Annotated in this window: 22 protein-coding genes; 13 read left to right on the forward strand and 9 right to left on the reverse strand. The window is 64.4% G+C overall.

Annotated features, from left to right (window positions below):
* The first annotated feature begins 125 nt into the window (after positions 1-125).
* The 7 genes from fdxA to E3O19_RS00675 are packed head-to-tail and all read left to right on the forward strand — an operon-like array spanning position 126 to position 6,549.
* Positions 126-446, forward strand: coding sequence for a ferredoxin (gene fdxA / locus E3O19_RS00645; protein WP_134564707.1), 321 nt, complete (start codon positions 126-128; stop codon positions 444-446).
* On the forward strand, positions 352-1,959 hold the full coding sequence (sufB, locus tag E3O19_RS00650; RefSeq protein WP_198413831.1) for a Fe-S cluster assembly protein SufB: 1,608 nt from the start codon (positions 352-354) through the stop codon (positions 1,957-1,959). The genes fdxA and sufB overlap by 95 nt, the downstream gene beginning before the upstream one ends.
* The gene (gene sufC / locus E3O19_RS00655; RefSeq protein WP_134564708.1) at positions 1,959-2,723 is read left to right on the forward strand and encodes a Fe-S cluster assembly ATPase SufC; all 765 of its coding nucleotides are present in this window, start codon (positions 1,959-1,961) and stop codon (positions 2,721-2,723) included. Before sufB ends, sufC begins: the two co-directional genes overlap by 1 nt.
* A 35-nt stretch (positions 2,724-2,758) precedes the next feature.
* Positions 2,759-4,057, forward strand: a complete 1,299-nt coding sequence (gene sufD, locus E3O19_RS00660; RefSeq protein WP_166804400.1) for a Fe-S cluster assembly protein SufD — start codon at positions 2,759-2,761, stop codon at positions 4,055-4,057.
* Positions 4,054-4,572 carry a Fe-S cluster assembly sulfur transfer protein SufU gene (gene sufU, locus E3O19_RS00665; RefSeq protein ID WP_198413832.1) on the forward strand — a complete coding sequence of 173 codons (519 nt, stop codon included), beginning with the start codon at positions 4,054-4,056 and terminating at the stop codon, positions 4,570-4,572. The genes sufD and sufU overlap by 4 nt, the downstream gene beginning before the upstream one ends.
* A 5-nt stretch (positions 4,573-4,577) precedes the next feature.
* On the forward strand, positions 4,578-5,129 hold the full coding sequence (locus E3O19_RS00670) for an iron-sulfur cluster assembly protein (protein ID WP_134564710.1): 552 nt from the start codon (positions 4,578-4,580) through the stop codon (positions 5,127-5,129).
* 25 nt (positions 5,130-5,154) lie between these two features.
* Positions 5,155-6,549 carry an MFS transporter gene (locus tag E3O19_RS00675; RefSeq protein ID WP_134564711.1) on the forward strand — a complete coding sequence of 465 codons (1,395 nt, stop codon included), beginning with the start codon at positions 5,155-5,157 and terminating at the stop codon, positions 6,547-6,549.
* Between the two features lie 51 nt (positions 6,550-6,600).
* Here the strand turns inward: E3O19_RS00675 and E3O19_RS00680 are convergent, their stop codons facing one another.
* Genes E3O19_RS00680 through mvaD form a run of 5 tightly spaced genes read right to left on the reverse strand, consistent with a single transcriptional unit; the run spans position 6,601 to position 11,961 of the window.
* Complete coding sequence (locus tag E3O19_RS00680; RefSeq protein WP_134564712.1) at positions 6,601-6,957, reverse strand: hypothetical protein; 357 nt, start codon at positions 6,955-6,957, stop codon at positions 6,601-6,603.
* A 36-nt stretch (positions 6,958-6,993) separates the two neighbouring features.
* Positions 6,994-7,542: an Ohr family peroxiredoxin gene (locus tag E3O19_RS00685; RefSeq protein WP_241981111.1), complete on the reverse strand. Its 549-nt coding sequence runs from the start codon at positions 7,540-7,542 to the stop codon at positions 6,994-6,996.
* The gene (locus E3O19_RS00690) at positions 7,530-9,836 is read right to left on the reverse strand and encodes a hydroxymethylglutaryl-CoA reductase, degradative (protein ID WP_134564714.1); all 2,307 of its coding nucleotides are present in this window, start codon (positions 9,834-9,836) and stop codon (positions 7,530-7,532) included. The genes E3O19_RS00685 and E3O19_RS00690 overlap by 13 nt, the downstream gene beginning before the upstream one ends.
* Positions 9,833-10,954 (reverse strand): mevalonate kinase family protein, encoded by a 1,122-nt coding sequence (locus tag E3O19_RS00695; RefSeq protein WP_134564715.1) that lies wholly within the window; start codon positions 10,952-10,954, stop codon positions 9,833-9,835. The genes E3O19_RS00690 and E3O19_RS00695 overlap by 4 nt, the downstream gene beginning before the upstream one ends.
* Positions 10,954-11,961: a diphosphomevalonate decarboxylase gene (gene mvaD / locus E3O19_RS00700; RefSeq protein WP_198413833.1), complete on the reverse strand. Its 1,008-nt coding sequence runs from the start codon at positions 11,959-11,961 to the stop codon at positions 10,954-10,956. The genes E3O19_RS00695 and mvaD overlap by 1 nt, the downstream gene beginning before the upstream one ends.
* A gap of 145 nt (positions 11,962-12,106) precedes the next feature.
* Between mvaD and E3O19_RS00705 the strand changes: the two genes are divergently transcribed.
* The 5 genes from E3O19_RS00705 (at position 12,107) to E3O19_RS00725 (ending at position 15,809) form a co-directional block, all read left to right on the forward strand.
* Positions 12,107-13,564: a hydroxymethylglutaryl-CoA synthase gene (locus E3O19_RS00705; protein WP_134564717.1), complete on the forward strand. Its 1,458-nt coding sequence runs from the start codon at positions 12,107-12,109 to the stop codon at positions 13,562-13,564.
* Positions 13,565-13,642: 78 nt separating this feature from the next.
* A complete protein-coding gene (locus E3O19_RS00710; protein WP_277612998.1) occupies positions 13,643-13,984 on the forward strand; it encodes an ATP-binding protein in 342 nt (113 codons plus the stop codon).
* A gap of 89 nt (positions 13,985-14,073) precedes the next feature.
* Positions 14,074-14,268, forward strand: a complete 195-nt coding sequence (locus tag E3O19_RS00715) for a hypothetical protein (protein WP_134564718.1) — start codon at positions 14,074-14,076, stop codon at positions 14,266-14,268.
* Positions 14,269-14,430: 162 nt separating this feature from the next.
* Positions 14,431-15,300 (forward strand): hypothetical protein, encoded by an 870-nt coding sequence (locus E3O19_RS00720; RefSeq protein WP_134564719.1) that lies wholly within the window; start codon positions 14,431-14,433, stop codon positions 15,298-15,300.
* Positions 15,297-15,809: a hypothetical protein gene (locus tag E3O19_RS00725; protein ID WP_134564720.1), complete on the forward strand. Its 513-nt coding sequence runs from the start codon at positions 15,297-15,299 to the stop codon at positions 15,807-15,809. Before E3O19_RS00720 ends, E3O19_RS00725 begins: the two co-directional genes overlap by 4 nt.
* Before the next feature lie 174 nt (positions 15,810-15,983).
* Here the strand turns inward: E3O19_RS00725 and E3O19_RS00730 are convergent, their stop codons facing one another.
* The 4 genes from E3O19_RS00730 to E3O19_RS00745 are packed head-to-tail and all read right to left on the reverse strand — an operon-like array spanning position 15,984 to position 21,044.
* The gene (locus tag E3O19_RS00730; RefSeq protein WP_134564721.1) at positions 15,984-17,573 is read right to left on the reverse strand and encodes a dipeptide ABC transporter ATP-binding protein; all 1,590 of its coding nucleotides are present in this window, start codon (positions 17,571-17,573) and stop codon (positions 15,984-15,986) included.
* Positions 17,570-18,430 carry an ABC transporter permease gene (locus E3O19_RS00735; RefSeq protein WP_241981112.1) on the reverse strand — a complete coding sequence of 287 codons (861 nt, stop codon included), beginning with the start codon at positions 18,428-18,430 and terminating at the stop codon, positions 17,570-17,572. Before E3O19_RS00735 ends, E3O19_RS00730 begins: the two co-directional genes overlap by 4 nt.
* Complete coding sequence (locus tag E3O19_RS00740; protein WP_134564722.1) at positions 18,427-19,395, reverse strand: ABC transporter permease; 969 nt, start codon at positions 19,393-19,395, stop codon at positions 18,427-18,429. Before E3O19_RS00740 ends, E3O19_RS00735 begins: the two co-directional genes overlap by 4 nt.
* Positions 19,392-21,044: an ABC transporter substrate-binding protein gene (locus E3O19_RS00745; protein ID WP_134564723.1), complete on the reverse strand. Its 1,653-nt coding sequence runs from the start codon at positions 21,042-21,044 to the stop codon at positions 19,392-19,394. Before E3O19_RS00745 ends, E3O19_RS00740 begins: the two co-directional genes overlap by 4 nt.
* Positions 21,045-21,191: 147 nt before the next feature.
* Between E3O19_RS00745 and E3O19_RS00750 the strand changes: the two genes are divergently transcribed.
* Entirely contained in the window at positions 21,192-21,563 is a 372-nt protein-coding gene (locus E3O19_RS00750) for a hypothetical protein (RefSeq protein WP_134564724.1), read from the forward strand.
* Positions 21,564-21,800: the final 237 nt, after the last annotated feature.

The following is a 21,800-nucleotide window of genomic DNA, read 5'->3' on the forward strand; positions in this document are numbered from 1 at the left end:
CGGCCACACCATGCGGGCCTGTGTGAGCCATTCGAGGTTCAGTCCCACACGGACTCCGCGGCGGTTTTCACCTCCGCGACCACCTGGCGCGGTCCGGTGCCAACCATACGAGAAGGAGGTGCCTCGTGACGTACGTCATCGCGTTGCCGTGCGTGGATGTCAAGGACAAGGCATGTATTGAAGAATGCCCGGTCGACTGCATCTACGAAGGCGAGCGTTCGCTCTACATCCACCCCGATGAGTGTGTGGATTGCGGGGCGTGCGAACCAGTCTGCCCGGTCGAAGCCATCTATTACGAGGACGACACCCCGGAGGTGTGGGCGGATTATTACACGGCCAACGTCGAGTTCTTTGCTGAGCTGGGCTCACCCGGCGGGGCCGCCAAGATCGGTCAGATTCACCGAGACCACCCGCTGGTGGCCGCCCTGCCCCTGCCGGAGCACTGACCGACACATTGCCCGACTTCAACTGAAAGCACGTGAGAAGGAGAAGAATATGAGTGCACCTACGACCACGGTCGGTATTTCCGATGAGGTTCGTGAGCTCGCCGACCAGGAATACCAGTATGGATTCAGCACGGATCTTGAAACCGAAGTTGCCCCCAAAGGGCTCAGCGAGGACATCATCAGGCTGATCTCAGCCAAGAAGAACGAGCCGGAGTGGCTCCTCGACTGGCGTCTGAAGGCGTATCGGCACTGGATTACGCTGACGCCTCCGACCTGGCAGCACGTTTCCTATGGGCCCGTTGACTATCAGGACATCATTTACTACGCCGATCCGCGCCCTAAGAAGCAGGTCACCAGCATGGACGAGGTCGACCCTGAGCTACGGGCGATGTTCGACAAACTCGGCATTTCGCTCGGCGAGCAGGAGCGACTGAGCGGCGTGGCCGTGGATGCGATCGTTGATTCGGTCTCGGTGGCCACGACGTTCAAAGACAAGCTGGCCGAAGTCGGCGTCATCTTCTGCTCCTTCTCCGAGGCTGTGCAGGAGCACCCGGACCTGGTGCGGAAATACCTCGGATCTGTAGTCCCGTACAACGACAACTTCTTCGCCTGCCTGAACTCTGCGGTGTTCACCGACGGGTCGTTCTGCTACATCCCCAAGGGTGTGCACTGCCCGATGGAACTGTCAACCTACTTTCGGATCAACGCCGCCGACACCGGTCAATTCGAGCGCACGCTCATCATCGCCGAAGAAGGCGCGTATGTGAGCTACCTGGAGGGCTGCACGGCGCCGGTGCGGGACAAGAACCAGTTGCACGCCGCTGTGGTCGAACTCGTTGCCCTTGAGGACGCCCAGATCAAGTATTCGACCGTGCAGAACTGGTATCCGGGAGACGCGGATGGCAATGGTGGCGTCTACAATTTCGTCACCAAGCGCGGCATGGCCTCCGGGAAGAACGCGAAGATCTCCTGGACTCAGGTTGAGACCGGTTCAGCCATCACGTGGAAGTATCCCGGCGTGATTCTGAAGGGTGATAATTCGGTCGGTGAGTTCTACTCGGTGGCGTTGACGGCCAGGCGCCAACAGGCTGATACCGGCAGCAAGATGGTCCATATCGGCAAGAACACCAAGAGCACCATTATTTCGAAGGCGATCTCGGCCGGTCACGGTCAGAACACCTACCGGGGCCTGGTGGACATTCGGCATTCCGCTGTCGGTGCCCGCAACTTCACCCAGTGCGACTCGCTGCTGATCGGCAAAGACAGCGGCGCCCACACCCTGCCGTATATCGATGTGAAAAATCAGACCGGGCAGGTTGAACATGAGGCCTCAACGTCGAAGATCGGCGAGGAACAACTCTTGTATTGCCGGCAGCGCGGCATCCCGGAGGAAGAAGCCGTCTCGATGATCGTGAACGGTTTCTGCCGTGAAGTATTCAAGATGCTGCCGATGGAATTCGCCGTCGAAGCCCAAAAATTGTTGACCGTGAGTCTAGAAGGAAGTGTCGGCTAATGCTGAAAATCAAGGAACTGCATGCCAGCATCGAGAACAAGGAGATTCTGCGGGGGGTGAATCTTGACCTGAAAGCAGGTGAGGTTCACGCCATCATGGGCCCCAATGGGTCAGGCAAGAGCACGCTGGCCAGCGTGCTGATCGGCCGCGACGGCTATGACGTTTCCGGCAGTGTTACGTATGAGGGGCAGGATCTACTCGCGCTCTCACCCGAGGAACGGGCTGCGGCTGGTGTATTCCTGGCCTTCCAGCATCCGGTGGAAATTCCCGGTGTCGGCAACATGTATTTCATGCGCACGGCCCTGAATTCCCTGCGCCGCCAGCGTGGCCAGGAAGAGCTCGACGCGGTGGACTTTTTGGCCCTGGCCCAAGAGCGCATGAAACTGGTCGAGATGGACCAGACTTTCATGAGCCGCTCGGTGAATGAAGGTTTCTCCGGTGGAGAGAAGAAGCGCAACGAGATTTTGCAAATGGCAATTCTAGAGCCCAAGCTCGCCATTCTCGACGAGACCGACTCTGGCCTGGACATCGACGCGCTGCGCGTCGTGGCGAGCGGCGTGAATGCCCTGCGCAGTGAGGGCAGGACCATGCTGGTCATCACACACCACCAGCGACTGCTCGACTACATCGTTCCAGACTTCGTGCACGTCATGGCAGCAGGCCAAATCGTGCATTCCGGCGACAAGGATCTCGCCCTGGAGCTTGAAGCCAATGGCTATGCGGGCCTGACGCCCCGCTCGGCACGGGTCGGGGCATCAGTATGACCGCGGAGAAGGTTCCAGTTCGAGCAGCGGGGGGTGTGCTCGCAGACCTGTCACCAAAGCGTGACGGTCACGATCTGGGCTGGCTCGCGGAGGCGCGTCTGAACGCCCTCGAATGGGTCGGCAAGAATGGTTTCCCGTCTCGGAAAGACGAAGACTGGAAATACACCGCGCTCGATGAGATCCTGGCCGTGCCGTTTGTGGCTGCCGGGGCAGGGCCTGGCCGCAGGGCCACACTAGACCTCATCAACAAGGCCGCGATCGATCTCGGCGGCCCTCGCCTCGTCTTCGTCAATGGTCACTTTTCGCCTGAGTTCTCGCGACTGACCGGGCTGCCATCCGGTGCCGTCGTCACGACCCTGGCAGCCGTGCTGGCGACGAGCCCTGACCGGCTCAAACCGTTCCTTGGGCACACACCGGGAGAGCACCACGCCTTCGCTGCCTTCAACGACGTCTTCGCCGAAGACGGCGCGTTCATTCACCTCACTAACGACACAATCGTTGATGACCCGATCCAGTTGGTCTTTTTCTCCGAGACAGAGGGCGTGCCCTTGATGACGAGCCCGCGGTCCGTCATCATCGCCGACTCTGGAAGTCGTGCGACGATCGTTGAGACCTATGCCGGTTTTCCGGGCGATGTGTACTGCACGAACGTCGTCACCGAGGTTGTTCTGGCTGAGAATGCCCGGATCGAGCATTACAAGGTTCAGAACGAGCCCACCACCGCCTTCCATTTGGCTTTGCTCGAGGTTCGCCAGGCTCGTAACAGCCAGTTCGCCTCCCGCTCGGTGATGCTCGGGTCGAGTGTCGCTCGCCACGAAATACGGGTGCTACTGGGAGGCGTTGAGGCCGAGGTGAGTTTGGACGGCATTTACCTGCCCCAGGGTGAGCAGGTTCACGACAACACGATTTTCGTCGATCACGTTGCGGCCAACTGCACCAGCCACCAGCTCTACAAGGGCGTACTGGACGATCATGGGCACGGTGTTTTCAACGGGCACATCATGGTTCGGCACGGTGCCGATGGGACCGATGCCAACCAGAAGAACAAGAACCTCCTACTCTCCGATCGAGCCCAGGTGGACACCCGGCCCAGACTTGAGATTTACACGGACGATGTGAAGTGCACGCACGGTGCAGCAGTCGGCCAAATGGATGATGAGGCGCTGCTCTACCTCCGCACCCGCGGTCTACCGCTGGAGAGCGCTCGGGGCCTGCTGGTCTATGCCTTCGTGCAGGAGATGGTGGATCGAATCGAGTTGGAGCCGCTCCGCGCGTCGCTGGAGGCGCTCGTCTCCACCCGGTTTGGAACGGCCGCCCATCGAGCCCAGCAGTGAGTACCGATATGGCAACACGTACGAACATGGCGGGGCTTTACCAGGAGATGATCATCGAACACGCCCACAGCCCGCGGAATCTACGCCAGCTGGAGGGTGCGCACCAGACCGTTGAGGCGTTGAATCCCCTGTGCGGTGACCATCTGACCCTTTATCTACAGCGCGACGGTGACCGAATCGCCGATATCGCTTTCGAGGGTGACGGCTGTGCCATTTCGAAAGCATCTGCTTCACTCATGACGAGCGCAGTGAAGGGTCTGCAGAGCGACGAGGCCCTCGCCCTCTTCCGTCGTGTGCACACAATGCTCACCACGAAGCCTGATGGCGACGGCCCCCCGGACGGTGTTGGCAAGCTCGCGGTGCTCTCGGGCGTATGGGAATACCCGGCACGGGTCAAATGTGCAACTTTGTCCTGGCAGGCCTTGCACAGCGCTCTCAGAGATGGCCCTCCTCAAGAGGCGGCCATGAAAGCGGGCGCGCCTACGACAGATGCCCTCCAGAACAGAACGGTATAGGCCGCATGGTTTCAGGCAGATATAACATATTTGAACTCCCGCAGGCCTGCCAGGGCACGGTGATCCCCGGTGGGCAGCCGATGCTCCTGCAGGAGGGAGAGGAGGTCGTCGTCACGCAGACGCTGGGGGGAAGCGCGACAGTGCAAACCTCGATGGGGTACCTTGTGCGAATCAACGCCCAAGATTCTGCAGCCCTCGGACTGACGGAGCCTGTCGCTGAAACCGTGCTTGTGGACGGGGCACCCTTTGACATGGAGCAGGTTATGGGACAACTCAAGAACGTTTTCGATCCCGAAATCCCCATCAACGTTGTGGATCTGGGGCTGATCTACGGGTGTGAGGCGCAGCCGCTCGAGGATGGTACGTACCGAATCGACATCAAGATGTCAATGACGGCACCGGGCTGCGGCATGGGCGACGTGCTCAAGAATGACGCGCAAGCCGAAGTCAAGCTGGTCCCCGGTGTGAGCGACGTCGATGTTGAGTTGGTGTGGGAGCCACCGTGGGGCCAGGACCGCATGTCGGAGGCCGCCCGGCTGCAACTCGGAATGTTCTAACCGGTAGCAACCGAAGGAAGAGCCCATGTCCAACATCCTCCACAGTCCGCCGCGCGAATCGCTCACGGAGCGCTTGGACCGTTTGCCGTTCACGCGTCGCCACGGCTCCCTCCTGGTCGGTTCCGGGATCGGATGGGCTCTGGATGCCTTTGATGTTGGACTGATTTCGTTTGTCATCGCGCAGCTTTCCGTGACCTGGAAGGCGGATGCCGCCACCCTGTCCTGGGTGGCGTCGGCCGGCTTCGCTGGGATGGCCGTTGGAGCGGCCCTTGGCGGACTCCTGGCGGACAAGTTGGGCCGCAAACAGGTCTTCGCGCTGACTCTGCTTCTGTATGGGGTCGCCACCGGTGCATCTGCCCTTGCGTGGTCCGTAGGCGTTCTGTTGGTCTTGCGGTTCATCGTCGGGCTGGGCCTCGGCGCAGAACTTCCGGTCGCGTCAACGCTGGTGAGCGAGTTCGCACCGCGTCGCATTCGCGGACGAATTGTCGTGCTGCTGGAAGGATTCTGGGCCATTGGGTGGCTTGGCTCCGCCGTCGTGGGATACCTGGTCATTCCCACCAGCCCTAACGGTTGGCGTCTCGCCCTGCTGATCGGCATGCTGCCAGCTGTGTGGGCCGTGTTCGTTCGATTACGGCTGCCGGAATCCGTCAGATTCCTTCAGTCGAAGAGACGACACGCCGAGGCTGAGAGTATCGTCGTGCAATTCGAGGCTTCGGCCGGCATCGTCTCTGACGACTCTGGAGTGGTTGGCCCGGTTGATAGCCCCGAGGGTCGCCAGAACAGCGCAGTGCCGGCTGGCGCAGTGCCGGACCAGCCCTCGCGGCTGACGGACTTGTTCTCCGGAGACTTGCGCCAGCGCAGCATCCTGATCTGGCTGGTCTGGTTTCTGGTGAACTTCTCCTACTACGGCGCGTTCATTTGGCTGCCGACCCTGCTCGTCGCAGCCGGGTTCCCGCTCGTGAAGTCCTTCGAATTCATCCTCATCATTACCCTCGCCCAGCTGCCTGGCTACGCCGCGTCGGCGTATCTGGTCGAGAAATGGGGACGCCGCGTCACCTTGTCGACGTTCCTGATCGGCTCAGCAGTTTCGGCAGTTGCCTTCGGTTTCGGCGCCGTCAACGGAAGCGAAACCCAAATCATCGGCTTCGGCATGCTCTTGTCGTTCTTCAATCTCGGAGCCTGGGGCGCCCTCTACGCGATGACGCCCGAACTCTACCCGACCCGTCTGCGCGGATCCGGAGCGGGCTCAGCAGCGGGCTTCGGCCGGATCGGGTCGATCGCGGCGCCACTGCTGGTGCCGCCGCTGCTCGCTCTCGGCGGGCCGATATTGCTCTTTGTCGTCTTCGGAATTGTCTTCGTGTTCGCCGCCGGCGCGGCCTATGCGCTGCCCGAACTGCGCGGCAAGACGTTGCCCGAATAAAGGGGCTGTTGCCCAAGCGGGCGCCCTGTTTGGGACTGCTCCGTGGGAAGGCTAATCGGTCTGCTCGCCGGCGGCCAGCTTCACGTCGCGGACAACGTCCTCGAAGAACCGGACTTCTTTCTCGATGCTTGCGACCTCCCGCGGGGCGTAGCCAGCTGGTTCGAGTTCATTCGCAATGGCTGAATAAGCGCGCAGATACGTGTCGACAGCATCATAGAACTGGAGCCTCCTGGGTTGGTTTTTCTTGACCGTGTCCACGTTGGCGGCATTGCGGGCACAGAAATAGTCCACGTAGTCGCGCGCCAACTTCGGCGGATTGACCGGCGCGCACACTGCCCAAAAATCCTCTCGCGTCTGTTCCAGTGCTCTGCGGCCAGCCACCAGCCGGTCGTCGCCGAGGCCCGTCACGTTGTTGGCAATGGGAACTGCCTCCGGTAACAACGGTTACTCGGCTCTGGTGAGGGTGACCGCAACGTTGCCGCGGATCGCGTTCGAATAGGCACAGGTCCGGTCCGTGGCTTCGATCAGTTCATCAAATCGCTCGGTGGCCACCTTGGGCGCATAGATGACCAGTTCAACGGCGAGACCAAAACCACCCGAGGCGACAGCACCGATTCCAACGCTCGACGATATTTCAGCATCCGTCGTGTTGAGGCCCAGCCCCTTCCCGCACCGGTGCAGCGAGCCGAGGAAACAAGTCGCGTAGCCCATGCCGAACAGCTGTTCTGGGTTCGTTCCCTCGCCGGATCCGCCCATTTCTTTGGGCGTGCGAGTTTCGAGATTGAACCGGTCGTCGTCGCTTCGGACGTGGCCATTGCGGCCGCCGCCGGACGCGTGCGCAATTGCAGTGTATTGAATTTCCATACCTCTGAGTATCGCAGTGGGCTCCTCGCTACTTCCTCCCAGGAACAGGTCATCAGGCAGATGTCTCGCGCGTGTTCGCCGAAAATCATTCTGCCGGAGATTAACCGGCCCCGCGGTTATCCGGCCCACGGGCCCGACGCGGACGGGGCGGTGGCTGCGCTGATCTCGGTCAGGTAGGTCGTGTAGCCGGCCAGGCGCATGGCGGTCGCGACCGCATTGGTGCGGTCTGGTTCGGCGATCGCGATCATTGCTCCGCCCCCGCCGCCGCCGGTCAGTTTCGCACCGAGTGCGCCGGACCGTCGAGCGAGCGCGACGAGAGCTTCGAGCTCCGGACTCGATACCTGCAGGGCGTTGAGCAGTCCGTGATTGATATTCATCAGGTCGCCGAGCTCCGCCAGGTCGCCGCGCTCCAGGGCGCCCACCCCGGTGAGCGCCAACCCGTCGATCTGCTCGAAGATCGCGTCATAACGCGACGGGCTTTTCGTCCAGACCGTGCGCACAATACTGACCGTTCGTGCCGTCAGCGATCGCACACCGGTTATACCGATGATGATCGGAATCGGATGCGGGGCGGTGACGATCGAGAATTCAGCGTCCCGTGCCCCGTTGGCCTTTCGAAACAGAATCGGTTGCCCAAACGTGGCCACCGTGTTGTCGATCCCCGATGGGGTGCCGTGCACGATTTGTTCGCACTCGAACGCGAGCGCACTCACCTCGCGACCGGTGAGTGGAATGTCAAAACAGCTCGCCATCGCGCGAATAATGGCCACGGCGAGGGCAGCGGATGCCCCCAGCCCGCTGGCCCGGGGAAGGTTCGGGAAGACCTCAATGCGCATACCGGAACCGCGGATGCCCAGTCGCTCGGTGATCAACGCTGCAATGCGAACAGGCAAATCGGAGTCGGCCGAATCGGCCGAATCGAAGCCAGGAATGATCAGGTCTGATCCTGCCTCCTCCCGACGGGTCACCTGCGCGCGAATTGACAGGCCGATCGGGGCCGCGATGGCGTGATAGCCGTACACGACGGAGTGCTCGCCGAACAGAATGATCTTGCCGAAGCCCGCCGTATCTTCTGTGACCGTCGCTCGGGCCGGAACTGGAGTCAGTGCCGGAGCTGGAGTCAGTGCCGGGGCGGCCGGGGGAGTCATGGCCTGCAGAATCTGCCGCGCTTTCGCCACCTTGATGTCGCCACCGGCGACGAGACGGTCGACCACGTCGTTGAACTGTGGGCCGGATGCCCCGGCCGCCACCGCAACGCTTCGGGCATGCAATCGCATGTGTCCGGTTTGAATTCCTTCGGTGGACAGGGCCCGGAGCGCGGCCAAGTTCTGGGCGAGGCCCACTGCGGCCATCACCTGGGCCAGCTCCGCCGCGGAATCGACCCCGAGAATGTTGTGAGCAATTCGCACCAGAGGGTTTGATTCCACCTGTCCACCGACGATGCCGACCTTCAGCGGAAGCTCCAATTCGCCCACGAGATCGCCGTGCTTGTTCTTCGACCAGGCGGTAAGCGGAGAGTAGCGGCCACTGCGAGCGGCATAGGCGTGCGCCGCAGCCTCGATGGCCCGCCAGTCGTTGCCGGTGGCGATCGCGACGGCGTCAATACCATTCATGATGCCCTTGTTGTGCGTGGTAGCCCGGTAGACATCCATGGCGGCGAACTCGTGTGCGACGATAATTCCATCGCGAACCCGTTCGCCGGAGAACGTATCCGATTTGAGCCGATCAATCCCAATGACTGTGCGTGCGTGCACGAGAGCGTGGTCGGTGAAATTGGAGAGAATGCGCAGAAACACGCGCCCCCCGCTGATCACTTCGATGAGCGGGGCGACCGCCTCACACATCGTATTCACCAGATTGGCGCCCATCGCGTCACGGCTGTCCACAACGAGATGCACCACGAGCAGCTCGCCGTGCTCGGCCGTTGTGCCACGCAAAAACACCTCGATGTCTCTCGCCCCACCGCCACGCGCCACCATGTTCGGATGCTGCTCGTTCGCCAGATCCACAATCTCACCCTTACGGCGGAGCAGCGCCTCTCTGGCTGCTTCCGGGTCGGCAAGGTCGAGCACCTGTACCTGGCCGAGCAGCAGTGGCGATTGGGCGACACTGGTGAAGCCGCCGGAGCGCGCGATCAGGCCCGCGGCCGCACTAACGGCGGCAATGATCGACGGTTCTTCGACCACCATCGGAACAAGATAGTCCCGTTGATTGATGCGAAAATTCAGCCCGAGTCCCATCGGCATCGAGAACACGCCGATCACGTTTTCGGTGAGCCGATCGGCCGTCTCGACCTCAAGGCGGTAGCTGCCCTCTCGGAGGGCAGCAAAGTCGTCCGAGTCGAGGATTCCGCGCTCGCGCAGCAACTCGAGGCGTTGCGGCACCGTAAGCCGGTAAAATTTGGACAGGTGGGCGTGTTTCACAATGAGTCCTCTACCATTCGCACCGAATCGGTGCCGGTGTCGACGTCCGTGTCAATGTTAGCCGTGGCTACCCCGGCGGCGCAGAAGCCGATGGGCACGATGCGCGCGTTGGCGCGCGTGAGCGCCGCAGCGAGATCACGCGCCGGCGCCCCGCTTCGAGCAAAGGCCAGCCCGACATCGCCGCCGCCAGCCCCTGACGATTTGAACACGCCGCCATGACGGGCTGCGAGGGCGTGCAACTGCCGGTGCCGGTCGCTGATGATACCCGCCTCGGCATGGGTATCCAAAGTGACCAAGGCGTCAAAATACTGCGACGCAAGTGTCAGAAAGTTATTCGCCGAGGCGAGCGCCGGCCTGGCCTGTTCGGACAACACGGCGAGCCTGGCCAGATCGGTGCGATAGCCGCTGGCATCCCTCCGCGCGTAGTCGGCGACGCGGCCGACCAGCTCGGGGGTGCTGCTGCCCTTCCCCGTGACGACCACCATCATGGTGAGGTCGCTCGGCCAGGCGAGGGAGGCCAACGAGACTGCCTGGGCTGATCTCGCGCCGGGCAAATAGCTGATGAGCCCGCCGGTGACGGCAGCAGCCACATCGCCTCCGCTGCCGAGTACCCCCTGCGCCCTGCGGTGAGCCGTCAACGCCGCAGCGAAAAGGGTAGCGCTGTCGAATCTCAGCCCTCGAACCTGAGCGAGTCCGGCGGTCAGGGCAACCGCGACCGCAGCACTCCCGCCGAGACCCAGCTTGTGGCCTTTCATCGAGAGCGCACTGCTGTCGATGCTGATCGAGAGCGCACGATGCAGGCGACGGTGCCCCGGCTTCACCGAAGCACCCTCGTCGCCGACAGCCTCGGCCACGGTCAGGCGCACGGCGTCATAGAGGCGCAGCTTCTCGCGGGTCGGTCGGTCGAGGCTGTCTGGCAAGGCCCCGTCGCGTTCGAGGGCGAGCTGGTCGACGCCCAGACCGGGGGCGTCCAGGAGCCAGCGGTCAGCATCCGTGGTCGAAATTTTGACTCGGACGCGACGATCGACGGCCGTGAGCAGTGCGGGGGCACCCTCGAGCACGGCATACTCGCCCAGCAGAAACAGCTTCCCAGGCGCTGAGGTGTGGATCGCCGCCATTACGCCGCCACGAGGTGCGCACCCCGGCCGAGGGCGCTCGTCCGTGTCTCCAGCACCCCTGGCGTCTCGGCCAATGCGAGAGCCACCACAGCGGCATCGCCGGGATCACACAGTGCTTTCACCTGCGGTCCGGCATCAATCGTGAAGTACGCGGGGATTCCGCTGTCGCGCAGCTCACGGACGGTGTGCATGGCCGCGACCGTGCCTGCGTTCCAGTAAATCAGTGGCGGACGGCTGGTCAGCATCAGTGCGTGCAGCTTGAGGCAGCTTCGTTCGGCCAACTCACCCAGCCGGGGGAAATCGCGTCCGACGATGGCGGCTCGCATCTCGGCCAGGTCCTGCTCCCCGGTGTCGACCCAGGCCGGGTAGAACGGCGATGATGCCCGACTTCCCGCCATGCCGTGCGTTGACGACACGGTCTTGGCGGCGTGGTCGGTGATGGCCACGACCACGCAGAGCGGCCAGGCCGCGGCATCGAGCAGCGGCTCAGCGAAGGCATCCCGGCCGTCCTCCCGGGTACCGGTGTGCATTTCGACATAGCCGCCGAATATGGAGCGCGCGGCAGACCCCGATCCGCGTCGGGCGAGCATCGAGAGCTCGCGTGTGCTCAGTGTCAACCCCGCTGCTGCGCTCGCTGCGAGAGCGAGGGCGGCGAAGCCGGATGCCGACGAGGCCAGACCGGCACCGGTCGGAAAGTCATTGGTCGAGGTCACGACGGCTCGCATCGTGAGGCCGGCCCGTTCGCGCACGAGATCGAGTAGCCCACTCACTCGATGCGCCTGGGTCAGCTGGCCATTGAGCCAGAATTCGTCCTGGCGAAGGTTCGCATCGAGGCCCGGATCAAACGTCACTCGGGTGCCGGTTGAGAGAGCGTCGAGGGTTATCGATATCGACCCAACGGCGGGGATGTTCAGCGTCTCGTCACGTTTTCCCCAGTATTTGACGAGTGCGATATTGCTGTGGGCGCGTGCGAAAGCGATGGTACGAGCGCCGACGGGGGTGTCCACAGGGGTGCTCCGATCGCGTCTCTCAAATTCTACCCGGCTCCGGCAGCTGCGTCTGCTGGTCAAATTGAACACATGGCTTGCTAAAATTACCGAAGCGCGCATCCCCGCGCCCTCGATTACCTAGACAAATCGGAACGGGCACTGTTTGGCATCTGGAATTAGCGGGCTGTCCCTGTATCTTCCGCCGCATCGCGTGCTGTTGGAGGATTGGTGTCGGTGGAATGACGAGCCATGGACCAAGGTTCGTGCCGTGGTCGGGCGTTCCTTCCGCATGCGCGGCCCGCAGCAGAGCGTCTACACCCTCGCCGCCAATGCCGTTTGGCGTCTGATTCAGGACTACGACATCGACCCTGCCCAGGTTGGGTTTCTGGCTCTTGGCACTGAATCCTCCAGTGATAACTCCGCCGGTGCCGTGATCATCAAGGGCATGATCAACGATGCTCTGGTCGCGAACGGTCGGAGCCCGCTGGCCCGTGACTGTGAGGTTCCCGAGTTCAAACAGGCCTGCCTCGGCGGCGTGTATGGGCTCAAGGCTGCCCTGCGGTATCTTGCGACGGATGGCGGTGGCCGGCAGGCCATCGTTGTCTGCGCCGACGTCGCCGAGTACGCCATTGGCTCCACCGGCGAGCCGACGCAGGGTGCCGGCGCGGTCGCCCTGCTCGTCAACGGAGAGGGCGACCTCCTCGAGGTGGACCTGGCTGCGGTCGGCAGCGACTCCCAGTACCGTATAGCCGACTTCCGCAAACCATTCGCCCGTTTTCGCCAGCCCGAACGCGAAGACGGCCAGATGCAGGACCTCCCCATTTTCAACGGGCGGTATTCCACGACCTGCTACATCGACGCCACCCGCCACGCGATGGCCGCCATGCTTGCAAAGCGTCCAGGTCACAGCCTCGACTACTTCGAGGAGGTGGACGCCGTGTTCATCCACCGCCCATACCACCGGATGCCGGCGACCGGACTGGTCATGTCCTACCTGTTCGCCCTCGCAGCCGACGGCCCGGCCGGTCAGGCTCAGCTGCGCACGTACAGCCTTGAGGCAGGGCTCGACGCGGATTCGGTGCTGGCCGAGTTGTTGGCCGATGACCCGTTCAACGGGCATGAGATCGGCGACGGTGACGGCTACCCATGGTCGCGAAAGCTGCGCGGACACCTGCTGCACACCGACGTATGGAATCGCATCATCGACACCAAACTGTGGTTAGGTGCCGAGGCGATGAAGGACCTCGGCAACTTGTATACCGCGGCGCTGCCGGCCTGGCTCGCTGCCGGCCTCGCCCACGCGCACCACGACGGAATCGAGCTGGCCGGACAGGAGTGGCTCGCCCTCGGATACGGCAGCGGCGACGCGGCCGAGGCCATCCCGATGCGTGTCGCGGCCGGGTGGAAGCAGGCCGCTGCCAAGATCAACTTCGACGCAGCATTGCTTGGCCCCATTGATCTCACCGAGGAGCAGTACCTCGCCCTGCACGGGGGGCAACCCACGGACTTGCCCCCGCTCGTACCGCGCGACGAATTCGTCATTGATCGAGTCGGCACTGCGAACGGCCCCGACTTCTACGACCTCGGCATCGAGTACTACCGCCGGGTGGGCCCGCCGTAGCACTTCGCTGAGCGGTCCAAGGGTGGCAACGACATACAACGAGACGAGCGACGACGCGCCCCAGATGAGTGAGTCCTTATGATCACGTCCTCGCTGGTCATGCGGCTACGCCGCGCCAAAGACGAAGGCCGACTCGACCGGGAGCTGGCCTCCATCGCGAAAAACAAGCTCGTGGCCATCAACAAACTGGGATATTTGCCGATCGATACCGAGGGCGCCCGGCTCCTGTTCCAGGTCATCGCCGACGGCTACGAAAAAAGAAGCCTGATCATCACGCCGAACCTGGAATTCTCTCGGTGGGGAACGGTGTTCGGAGACGACAACATGGCCGCCGCGGTCATCGACCGCATCGTTCATCACGGCCGGCTTCTGCAATTTCGTGGCGAGTCCTACCGAGTCAAACACGCCCTCAGGAAATAGCCCCCGTCCCAGCCCGGTCAACCCGCTTCGCGACCGACGAGGGCCACCCCACCGATCAGACTCACCCTTCGCAGTCAGAGGACTTACACATGACCGATCCGACCCCTCACGCGCACCTCGCCACCCGCTCCCGAGAAGAAGACCAGCACGTCCTCGCTGCCGGCAACGAAACAGGATGGTGGGACGACAACGGACGACCGGCCACCTGGCCCGACGACTCCCTCGATCCCGAAGCCGGATGGACCAACGGGAACACTGACACCCCCAAAAACCGGCCGTTCTGACCACCCTGCTCAAATGGCCGGAAACCGCGCCACACTGCAGGTTTTTTATCGCTGAAATGGCCGGCTTCAAGTTGACAAAACACACTCCTGCACGATCGCCCCGCTCGCGCGGGGAAGAGCGCCTACCTGGCCATCGGGCGAATCGTCGACGCCGGCGGCGCTGTGGTCGCCACCTCCACCAAAGCCGACGTGTTCCGGGTCACCGTGAAGAAACGCTCCGAGCTCGGGCATGTGTTCGTGTTCGACTTCGACGGCATCACCCGCTGGCCGGACAAGGCCCGCTGGGACATGGTCGACGGCTGTCAGAACCCCGACGCCGCCCAGTCCCGGGCCGCCGCGATCGTCAACGCCCGCCCCGCCGGGTCTACCGGGATGAAGGACTCGGCACACTTCGTCGAAGGCGTGAAGATCATCCTCCGCTCCCTCCTCCACGCGGCCGCGCTCATCCCCGGCGGGAACATGCGCGACGTCGTCCGGTGGGCGCAGGACTTCACCGACCACGAACCCTCCGCCATTCTTCGGGACCTCTCACCCAACGGGGCGATCTGGGCCCGCGAACTCGACCAATGGTGCCGAGAAGACGCCCCCGAAACCATCGGCAACACCAAAACCACCCTCTCCCGCATCACCGCGTCCCTCACCGACGCCCGCGTCCTCGACCTCCTCTGCCCCGCGGATGTCACAGACGGTGCGTTGCCGGTGGCACCGTTTCGGGCGCGGGACTTCGTGCTCTCCACCGACACCGTCTACTGCCTGGTCGGCACCCACCAAGTCACCCAAACCAGCAAGTCCCTGCAACGTAACGGTGCCGGGCAAGGCACCACCTCCACCTCGACCAGTGAGCGGGAAGAGCGCCGGATGAAGGTCGAAGACATCCGCAAGATCCCCGAGGGCCACGCCCTCCTGCTCTACCGCGAGAAGGAAGCGATCGTGCAACTCACCCCCTGGTGGAAACGCCCCGACGCCGACCAGCTCCACCAGTCCCACCAGTCCCAGGCATGGTCTCTGAAGCTGGAGGGCATCACCGCATGAGCGACGACGATCTTGATCCGATGAGTATCGAAGGCCTCGACGCCCGCCTCGTCAATGTCGAAACGATCCTGCCCGACCTCTTCGACATGTACGAACTCCGCGCCGCAGGCGGCCCGTACTACTGGGAAGCACTCAACCACGATCAAGCCGTCAAGCTGTGGGACGAACTCGGCAAATTCGTCACCTGGCTCGACGGCCGCTACCTCACCAACTTGGCCGACCCCAGCTACCGGCTGCCGGAATGTTGGTACCGACACCCCATCGCCGGCGAAGAACTCACCGCGCTCATGGTCTCGCACCGCGCCGCGTTCGACACCCGCTCCGCCAAAGCTTCCTCCGCGCTCGTGGACTGGCACCAACGCGCACTCTGGCCCACCCTCGACTCGCTCAAACTCCGCGCCGGCCTCGCCGGATGCCGCGACCGCAGCGAGCACCGCGAACCCCACGCCGGCCCGGCAACCTTCAACGTGACCGACGGATATCGGCAATACGTCGACATGAACGACTAACCGGTCGCCCTCGTTTCGGGACCGGCCAGTCGACCACTGCGCTGGCGCAACACGTCTAGGGTCCCCACCAAGGCTCCCCGCTTGCCGGCTTCCGGCGTCTCGGAGGAGTGACATGGGGAACGCCGTTTGCGTACAACGGGGGAGCGGGCGGCGTGTATCGAACCCTCACCAAAGTTACGACACTGTCTGGCTACTCCGGCCGCGCGGTGAGGCGGCGTGCGCGGCGAGCAATTCACGGGTGAACGGATGCTGCGGCGCGCGAAACAGCGCCGCCGCGGCACCCTGCTCCACGACAACTCCATCCTTCATCACGAGGATGTCGTGGCTGAGGCCGCGTACCACGGCGAGGTCGTGCGAGATGAATACCATCGCCAGCCCCCTCGTCTCCTGCAGGGAGGCGAGCAACTCCAGCACCTGGGATTGAATGGACACGTCGAGCGCCGACACCGGCTCGTCGCAGACCAGGATGCTCGGTTCCCGGGCCAGCGCCCGGGCGATCGCCACCCGCTGCCGCTGTCCGCCGGAGAGCTGGTGCGCCCGACGCCCCAGCAGGGCGTCCGTGAGCGCCACTTGCAGAAGCAGCTCCACAGCCCGCGCCTTCCGCAACCTGCGGGGCGTGCCGTTCAGGCCGATCGCCTCCGACAGGATCTGCAGCACGCTCGCCCGCGGGTCGAAGGCGCTCAACGAGTCCTGTTGGATGATTTGAATGCCGCCGCGCCGGGCCCGGCGCCCCGATTCCGGCAGGCTGCTCCAGGGCTCACCGTGCAGCCGAACGTCGCCGCGGTCGGGAGTTTCCGTGCCCAGCAGCATCCGTGCCACCGTGCTCTTGCCCGACCCTGATTCGCCCACCATTCCCACCGTGTGGCCGGCACGCAGCTCGAACGAGACACCGTCCACGGCGCGCAGTTCACGGCCCGCCCGGCCATACGTCTTGGCGAGGTCGCGCGCGGCGAGCACGACCTCGCCCACAGGAGGGCGTGCCGGCGCGAGACTCAGCGACGCCGCGGCGAGCAACCCGCGGGTGTACGGATGCTGCGGCGCGGCGAACAGGCGGGCCGCGGCCTGCACCTCCACGAAACGACCGTCTTTCATCACGGCGACCTCGTCGGCGAGCTGGCGAATGATCGCCAGGTCATGGCTGATCAGCAACAGCCCGAGGCCCGATTCTTTCAGCTCGCGCAACAGTCTCACGATCCGGGCCTGCACCGTCGCGTCCAGGGCCGTGGTGGGTTCGTCGGCGATCAGCAGGGCCGGTGAACCAGCCAGGGCCGAGGCGATCAACGCGCGCTGACGCAGGCCGCCGGAGAGCTCGTGCGGGTATTGCCGGGCACGCAGGGCGGGCTCGGGCATGGCGACCTGCTCGAGCAGCTGCAGCACGCGGCGCGCGCGGTCGGCGCGGCCGAGCCCGGGTTCGTGCACCTCGAGGGGTTCGGAAACCTCGGCGCACACGCGGCGCAACGGGTCGAGGGAGACCAGAGCATCCTGGCCGACCAGGCCCACCGCGGCGCCGCGCAGCCGTCGCCAGGCCCGCTCCGTGAGGTTTCGGGCGTCCACCCCGGCCACGGTCAGCTCGTCGGCGGCGACACGTGCGCCGTCCGGGTTGAGGCCGATCAGGCTGCGAGCGGTCACGGTCTTGCCGGCGCCGGACTCACCCACAATCCCGAAGCATTGCCCGGCGGCGATGCTGAACGACACCCCATCGACCACGGCGGCCGCCGAGCCCGGCAGTGTGACACGCAGATTCCGCACCGAGACGAGGTTCATCGCTGCCGCCCCAGGCTCAGTGCCTGCACGTGCCGGCCGAGAATGCTCGTAGCGATCACGGTGGCGGTGATCACGACCCCGGGGAACACGGCGATCCACCACGCGGTCGCGAGATAATTGCGCCCCTCCGAGAGGATGAGTCCCCATTCCGGTGTCGGCGGTTTGGGGCCGAGCCCGAGAAAGCTCAGGCCGGCGGCGGCCGTGATGGCCGTGCCGACACCCATGATGGCCATGACCAGCAAGGGCCCGAGCGTGTTGGGCAGCACGTGGCGCAGCACGGTTCGTGTTGGCGACACGCCGAGCGTGCGCGCCGCCTCCACATAACCGGCCCGCTTGACCACGAGCGTGTGTACCCGGGCGACCCGCGCGTAGGCGGGAATGACCGCGATGGCCACGGCCACCAGCAGGCTAAGCTCTCCCGGGCCGATGATCGCGATCACAATGAGCGCCAGCAGAAACTCCGGGAACGCCATCACGATCTCGATGGCGCGACTCAACACGCCGTCGCCGAGTCGACGCATCAGCCCCGCGAGGGAGCCGATCACGAGCCCCGCCACGAGGGCAATCAGCGTGGCGCCGAAGCCGATGGCGAGCGAGTACCGGGAGCCGTAGATCACCCGCGCGAGCACATCGCGGCCGGCCTGGTCGGTTCCGAACGGATGCCCAGGGCCGGGCGCCAGCAACGCCGCTCCGATGTCCGTGCGCACGGGATCGGCCGCGGTGAACAGACCGGGCAGGACTACGGACAACGCGAGCAGGAGCAGGAAGCCGGCGGCCGCCCAGAGGGCCGGTGTGGGCATCCGTTTCACTCGTCGGGTGCGGGCGGTTCGGGAGCGGGCGGCGGCGAGCAGGCTCACGCGTGGGCCTGCTCGGCCGCAAGGCGTGGGTCGAGTCGGTCGGCAACCAGATCGACCAACAGGTTGACCAGCGAGAAGACCACTGCGGCCAGCACGATGATGCCGAGCACCACGGGCACGTCCCGGTCGACGATGGCGTTCAGGGCCACGCGGCCAAGCCCTGGGCGGGCGAAGACGGTCTCGACCAGCACCGACCCGCCGAGCAGAGAGCCGACCAGGTACCCGGTGAGGGTGACGCTGCTCGCGGCGGCGTGGCGGAGGGTGTGCCGCAGCAGCAGGCGGGTCGAACTGGCGCCACGGGCGCGCACGGTGGCGACGAAGGGCAGGGCTTCGGCGTCGTCGAGCCCCTGCCGGAGGACCTGGCTGATGATGCCGGCTACCGGAATGGAGAGCGTCACCGCGGGCAGCACGAGCGCGCCGAAACCGACGGTGGCCACCACGGGGAACCAGCCGAGCCCGAAACCGAAGACGCCGATCAGCACGAGGCCGATCCAAAACGTGGGCGCGGACACCGCGACGAGTTCGAGCAGGCCGGCCACCGAGGCGGTGCGCGTGTCGCGGCCGAGCAGCGCCGAACCGCACGCGAGCAGCAGGGCGAACGCGATGGCGAGGACCATCAGTTGCACGGTGGGGGCGAGTTGCTGGCCGATCACGTCGGCGACGGGGTGCTGCATCCGGTACGAGGTGCCGAGATCACCCTGCAGCAGCCGACCGAGATATCTCAGGTATTGCACGACCAGCGGGTCGGCGAGGCCCCAGTCTTCTCGGATCTGGTCGCGCACCCGCTCGGACACGCTGCCGAGGCCGATGAGCACGTTCACCGGATCGCCGGGGATCAGCCGCAACGAGAAAAACCCGACCGTGGCGGCGCCCCAGACCACGAGAACCACTGCAACGAGCCGGGCGGCCAGGCGGGCGACCGGTCGGCCCGTTCGGCGTGCCTGGCCCGCCCGATGCCCGGTCACCGCGTGGTCGTGAGCGAAGCAGCGTAGAAGAGCGGCTGCCCGTACAGGTCGAAGCTCAGGTTCTTGATGATCTTGCTGTAGGCGGTGATGGCGGTGGGCACCGTGATTGGGACCATGGCCACGTGGATCGCGTTCCACTGCTGCAGCTGCCGGTAGAGGGCCGCGCGCTCGGCCGGGTCGCTCGTGGCGACGGCGTCATCCAGCAGCGAGTCCACAACCGGGTCGACGATGGAGGAGCCGTTCTTGTAGCCGCCGCTGTGCAGGTGGGCGCGCAACACGTCGGCGTCGACGCTCGGAAAGCTCCAGTCGGAGATGTCGTAGTCGCGCGCGTTGAATTGCTCGTAGTACTGGGCGATTTCGAGGTTGTCGCGGACGATTTCAAATCCGAGCTTTCGCAAGTCTGACTGCACGACATCGCCGAGGCTCGCGTTGGCGTCGGAGACCGGAGTGTAGGCGAGCCACCGGGCGCTCAGTCGGGCGCCGTCTTTCGTGCGGTACCCGTCGGAGTCGCGCTTGGTCCAACCGGACGCGTCGAGCAGGGCGTTGGCCTGGTCCGGGTCGAACGTCCAGCTGTCTTCGAGGCTGGGGTCGTAGGAGTTCGGGGTGGCCGGGGAGAGGATGCTCCAGGCGCGCTTCGCCTGTCCCTGGTAGATGCTGGCCACGGCCGGGCCGATGTCGACCCCGAGCGCGAAGGCACGCCGCACGTTCTCGTCGGCGAAGACGCCGTGCGCCTCGTTGAGGAACAACGTGTACGGCAAGCCCGGCATCGTCACGTTCTCGATGGAGAAGTCGTCGCCGATCTGGCCGACGGTGTTCGGGGTGATGTCGCTCGCGATCTGCGCCTGGCCGCTCGTGAGGGCGCCGGTGCGCACCGACGATTCGGGCAAAATCCGGAACACGAGCTTCTCTATGGCGGGAGCACCCTCATGGGTGCTTCCCTCCGGTGCCCAGTTGTAGTCCTTGTTCGCGGTGAAGACGATGCTTTGGTCTGGCGTGTATTCGGTGAGCACGTAGGGTCCGGTGCCGACCGAGATGCCCGGTCCGCCGGCCGGCAGCTGGGCGGCGTTGTCGCGCAGCGTGGCCGGCGAGTAGAAGCCGAGCTTGGCGGTGCTCACGGCCTGCAAGAACGGGGCATACGGCCGGTTGAAGTCCACCCGCACGGTGTACTTGTCGACGACCGCGGTGCCCGCGTAGAACCCCCCCGTTTCGGCGTATCCGATCAGGCTGGCGGCATCCGCTGACGCCGTTTCGGGAGCGACGACGTGCTCGAAGTTGGCTTTGACGGCCTCGGCGTTGAAGGGTTCGCCATCGTGGAACGTGACGTCGTGCCGCAGGTCGAACGTGTAGTGCAGGCCGTCGTCGGAGATCTGCCAGGAGGTCGCCAGCCACGGCACGAACGAGCCGTCGGCCTTCTCATACACGAGGGAGTCGAAGGAGTTCCGCATCACGAGGGCGGTGGCCTGGAAGGCCGACGAGTGGATGTCCATCTTGCCGCCGCTGAGCGTGCCGCCGTTGATGGCGTAGGTCAGCGTGTTCGCGTCGGCCGCAGTATTCGGGGAGGTGACCGAGCATCCGGAAACCAGAGCGACGGTGGCGATGACGGCGGCGGTGGCGCGCAGCCATGATGTTGAACGGGCGCGAATGCGCATGACTAGGTTCTCTTTCTCAGGTACCGAATCGAACGGGCGGATAGATTGACGCCGCTTTTCAAACGTACCGGAGCGTTGGGCAGGCTCCGGCCCTGGCTACCCGCAAGAGTAGGTTGGACAGACGGACTGCGCGAGGGATGGGGTGACATGGTGGACGACCAATTGACGGCCAACCGCTCGAGGCTGGATGGAGCAGAGGAGGCCCTTCGTGAGCTGTGCGAGCAAGTTTCCCCGCCGAAACGCACCCTCGATTACCGAAACTATTTTTGCGCCAGAAACCTCGACAACACGGATGATGTGGCGAGGAACACGCCGCGGCGCGCTGCGTTTTACGAGGCGGTGGTCGAGTACGGCCGCGCCTATGCCCAAATCGCGACCGAGTTGGCGGCCGCCGGATATTCGCCGCGGGAGGCCGTCGGTATTGAGAAGGAAGTCGCGTACTTCCAGGAGCTGCAGGGCGAGCTGAGGCGTGTATCCGGCGACCGCGTCGCCGAGGACAGCGCACGCCAGACGATGTGAGTGAGCAGGACTCTCGAGGGACTACCGAATCTCGGTCAGGTAGGTGGTGTGGCCGGTCTGGTGCATGGCGGTGCGGATCGGTTCGGTGCTGAACAACTCGTCGCCGGAGGCGACTCGCAGCCGCGGATCTAGCTGTTGTTCCCACGGAGGTTGTGTGCGTGGCGTGAGCTAAAAAGGTGAGGACCTCCGGTATCGATTGGGTTACCACACTCAAGCCGATGCCACGGAGGCCCTCAT

It is taken from the genome of Cryobacterium algoritolerans (assembly GCF_004402785.1).
GTDB classification, from domain to species: domain Bacteria; phylum Actinomycetota; class Actinomycetes; order Actinomycetales; family Microbacteriaceae; genus Cryobacterium; species Cryobacterium algoritolerans.

What these genes read in the sequence shown, in the direction of transcription:
- E3O19_RS00725 (WP_134564720.1), top strand. Translation starts at nt 15,297, where the DNA reads ATGAGCGACGACGATCTTGATCCGATGAGTATCGAAGGCCTCGACGCC.
- E3O19_RS00750 (WP_134564724.1), top strand. Translation starts at nt 21,192, where the DNA reads ATGGTGGACGACCAATTGACGGCCAACCGCTCGAGGCTGGATGGAGCA.
- sufC (WP_134564708.1), top strand. Translation starts at nt 1,959, where the DNA reads ATGCTGAAAATCAAGGAACTGCATGCCAGCATCGAGAACAAGGAGATT.
- E3O19_RS00670 (WP_134564710.1), top strand. Translation starts at nt 4,578, where the DNA reads ATGGTTTCAGGCAGATATAACATATTTGAACTCCCGCAGGCCTGCCAG.
- E3O19_RS00675 (WP_134564711.1), top strand. Translation starts at nt 5,155, where the DNA reads ATGTCCAACATCCTCCACAGTCCGCCGCGCGAATCGCTCACGGAGCGC.
- E3O19_RS00710 (WP_277612998.1), top strand. Translation starts at nt 13,643, where the DNA reads ATGATCACGTCCTCGCTGGTCATGCGGCTACGCCGCGCCAAAGACGAA.
- E3O19_RS00695 (WP_134564715.1), bottom strand. Translation starts at nt 10,954, where the DNA reads ATGGCGGCGATCCACACCTCAGCGCCTGGGAAGCTGTTTCTGCTGGGC.
- E3O19_RS00745 (WP_134564723.1), bottom strand. Translation starts at nt 21,044, where the DNA reads ATGCGCATTCGCGCCCGTTCAACATCATGGCTGCGCGCCACCGCCGCC.
- E3O19_RS00730 (WP_134564721.1), bottom strand. Translation starts at nt 17,573, where the DNA reads ATGAACCTCGTCTCGGTGCGGAATCTGCGTGTCACACTGCCGGGCTCG.
- E3O19_RS00715 (WP_134564718.1), top strand. Translation starts at nt 14,074, where the DNA reads ATGACCGATCCGACCCCTCACGCGCACCTCGCCACCCGCTCCCGAGAA.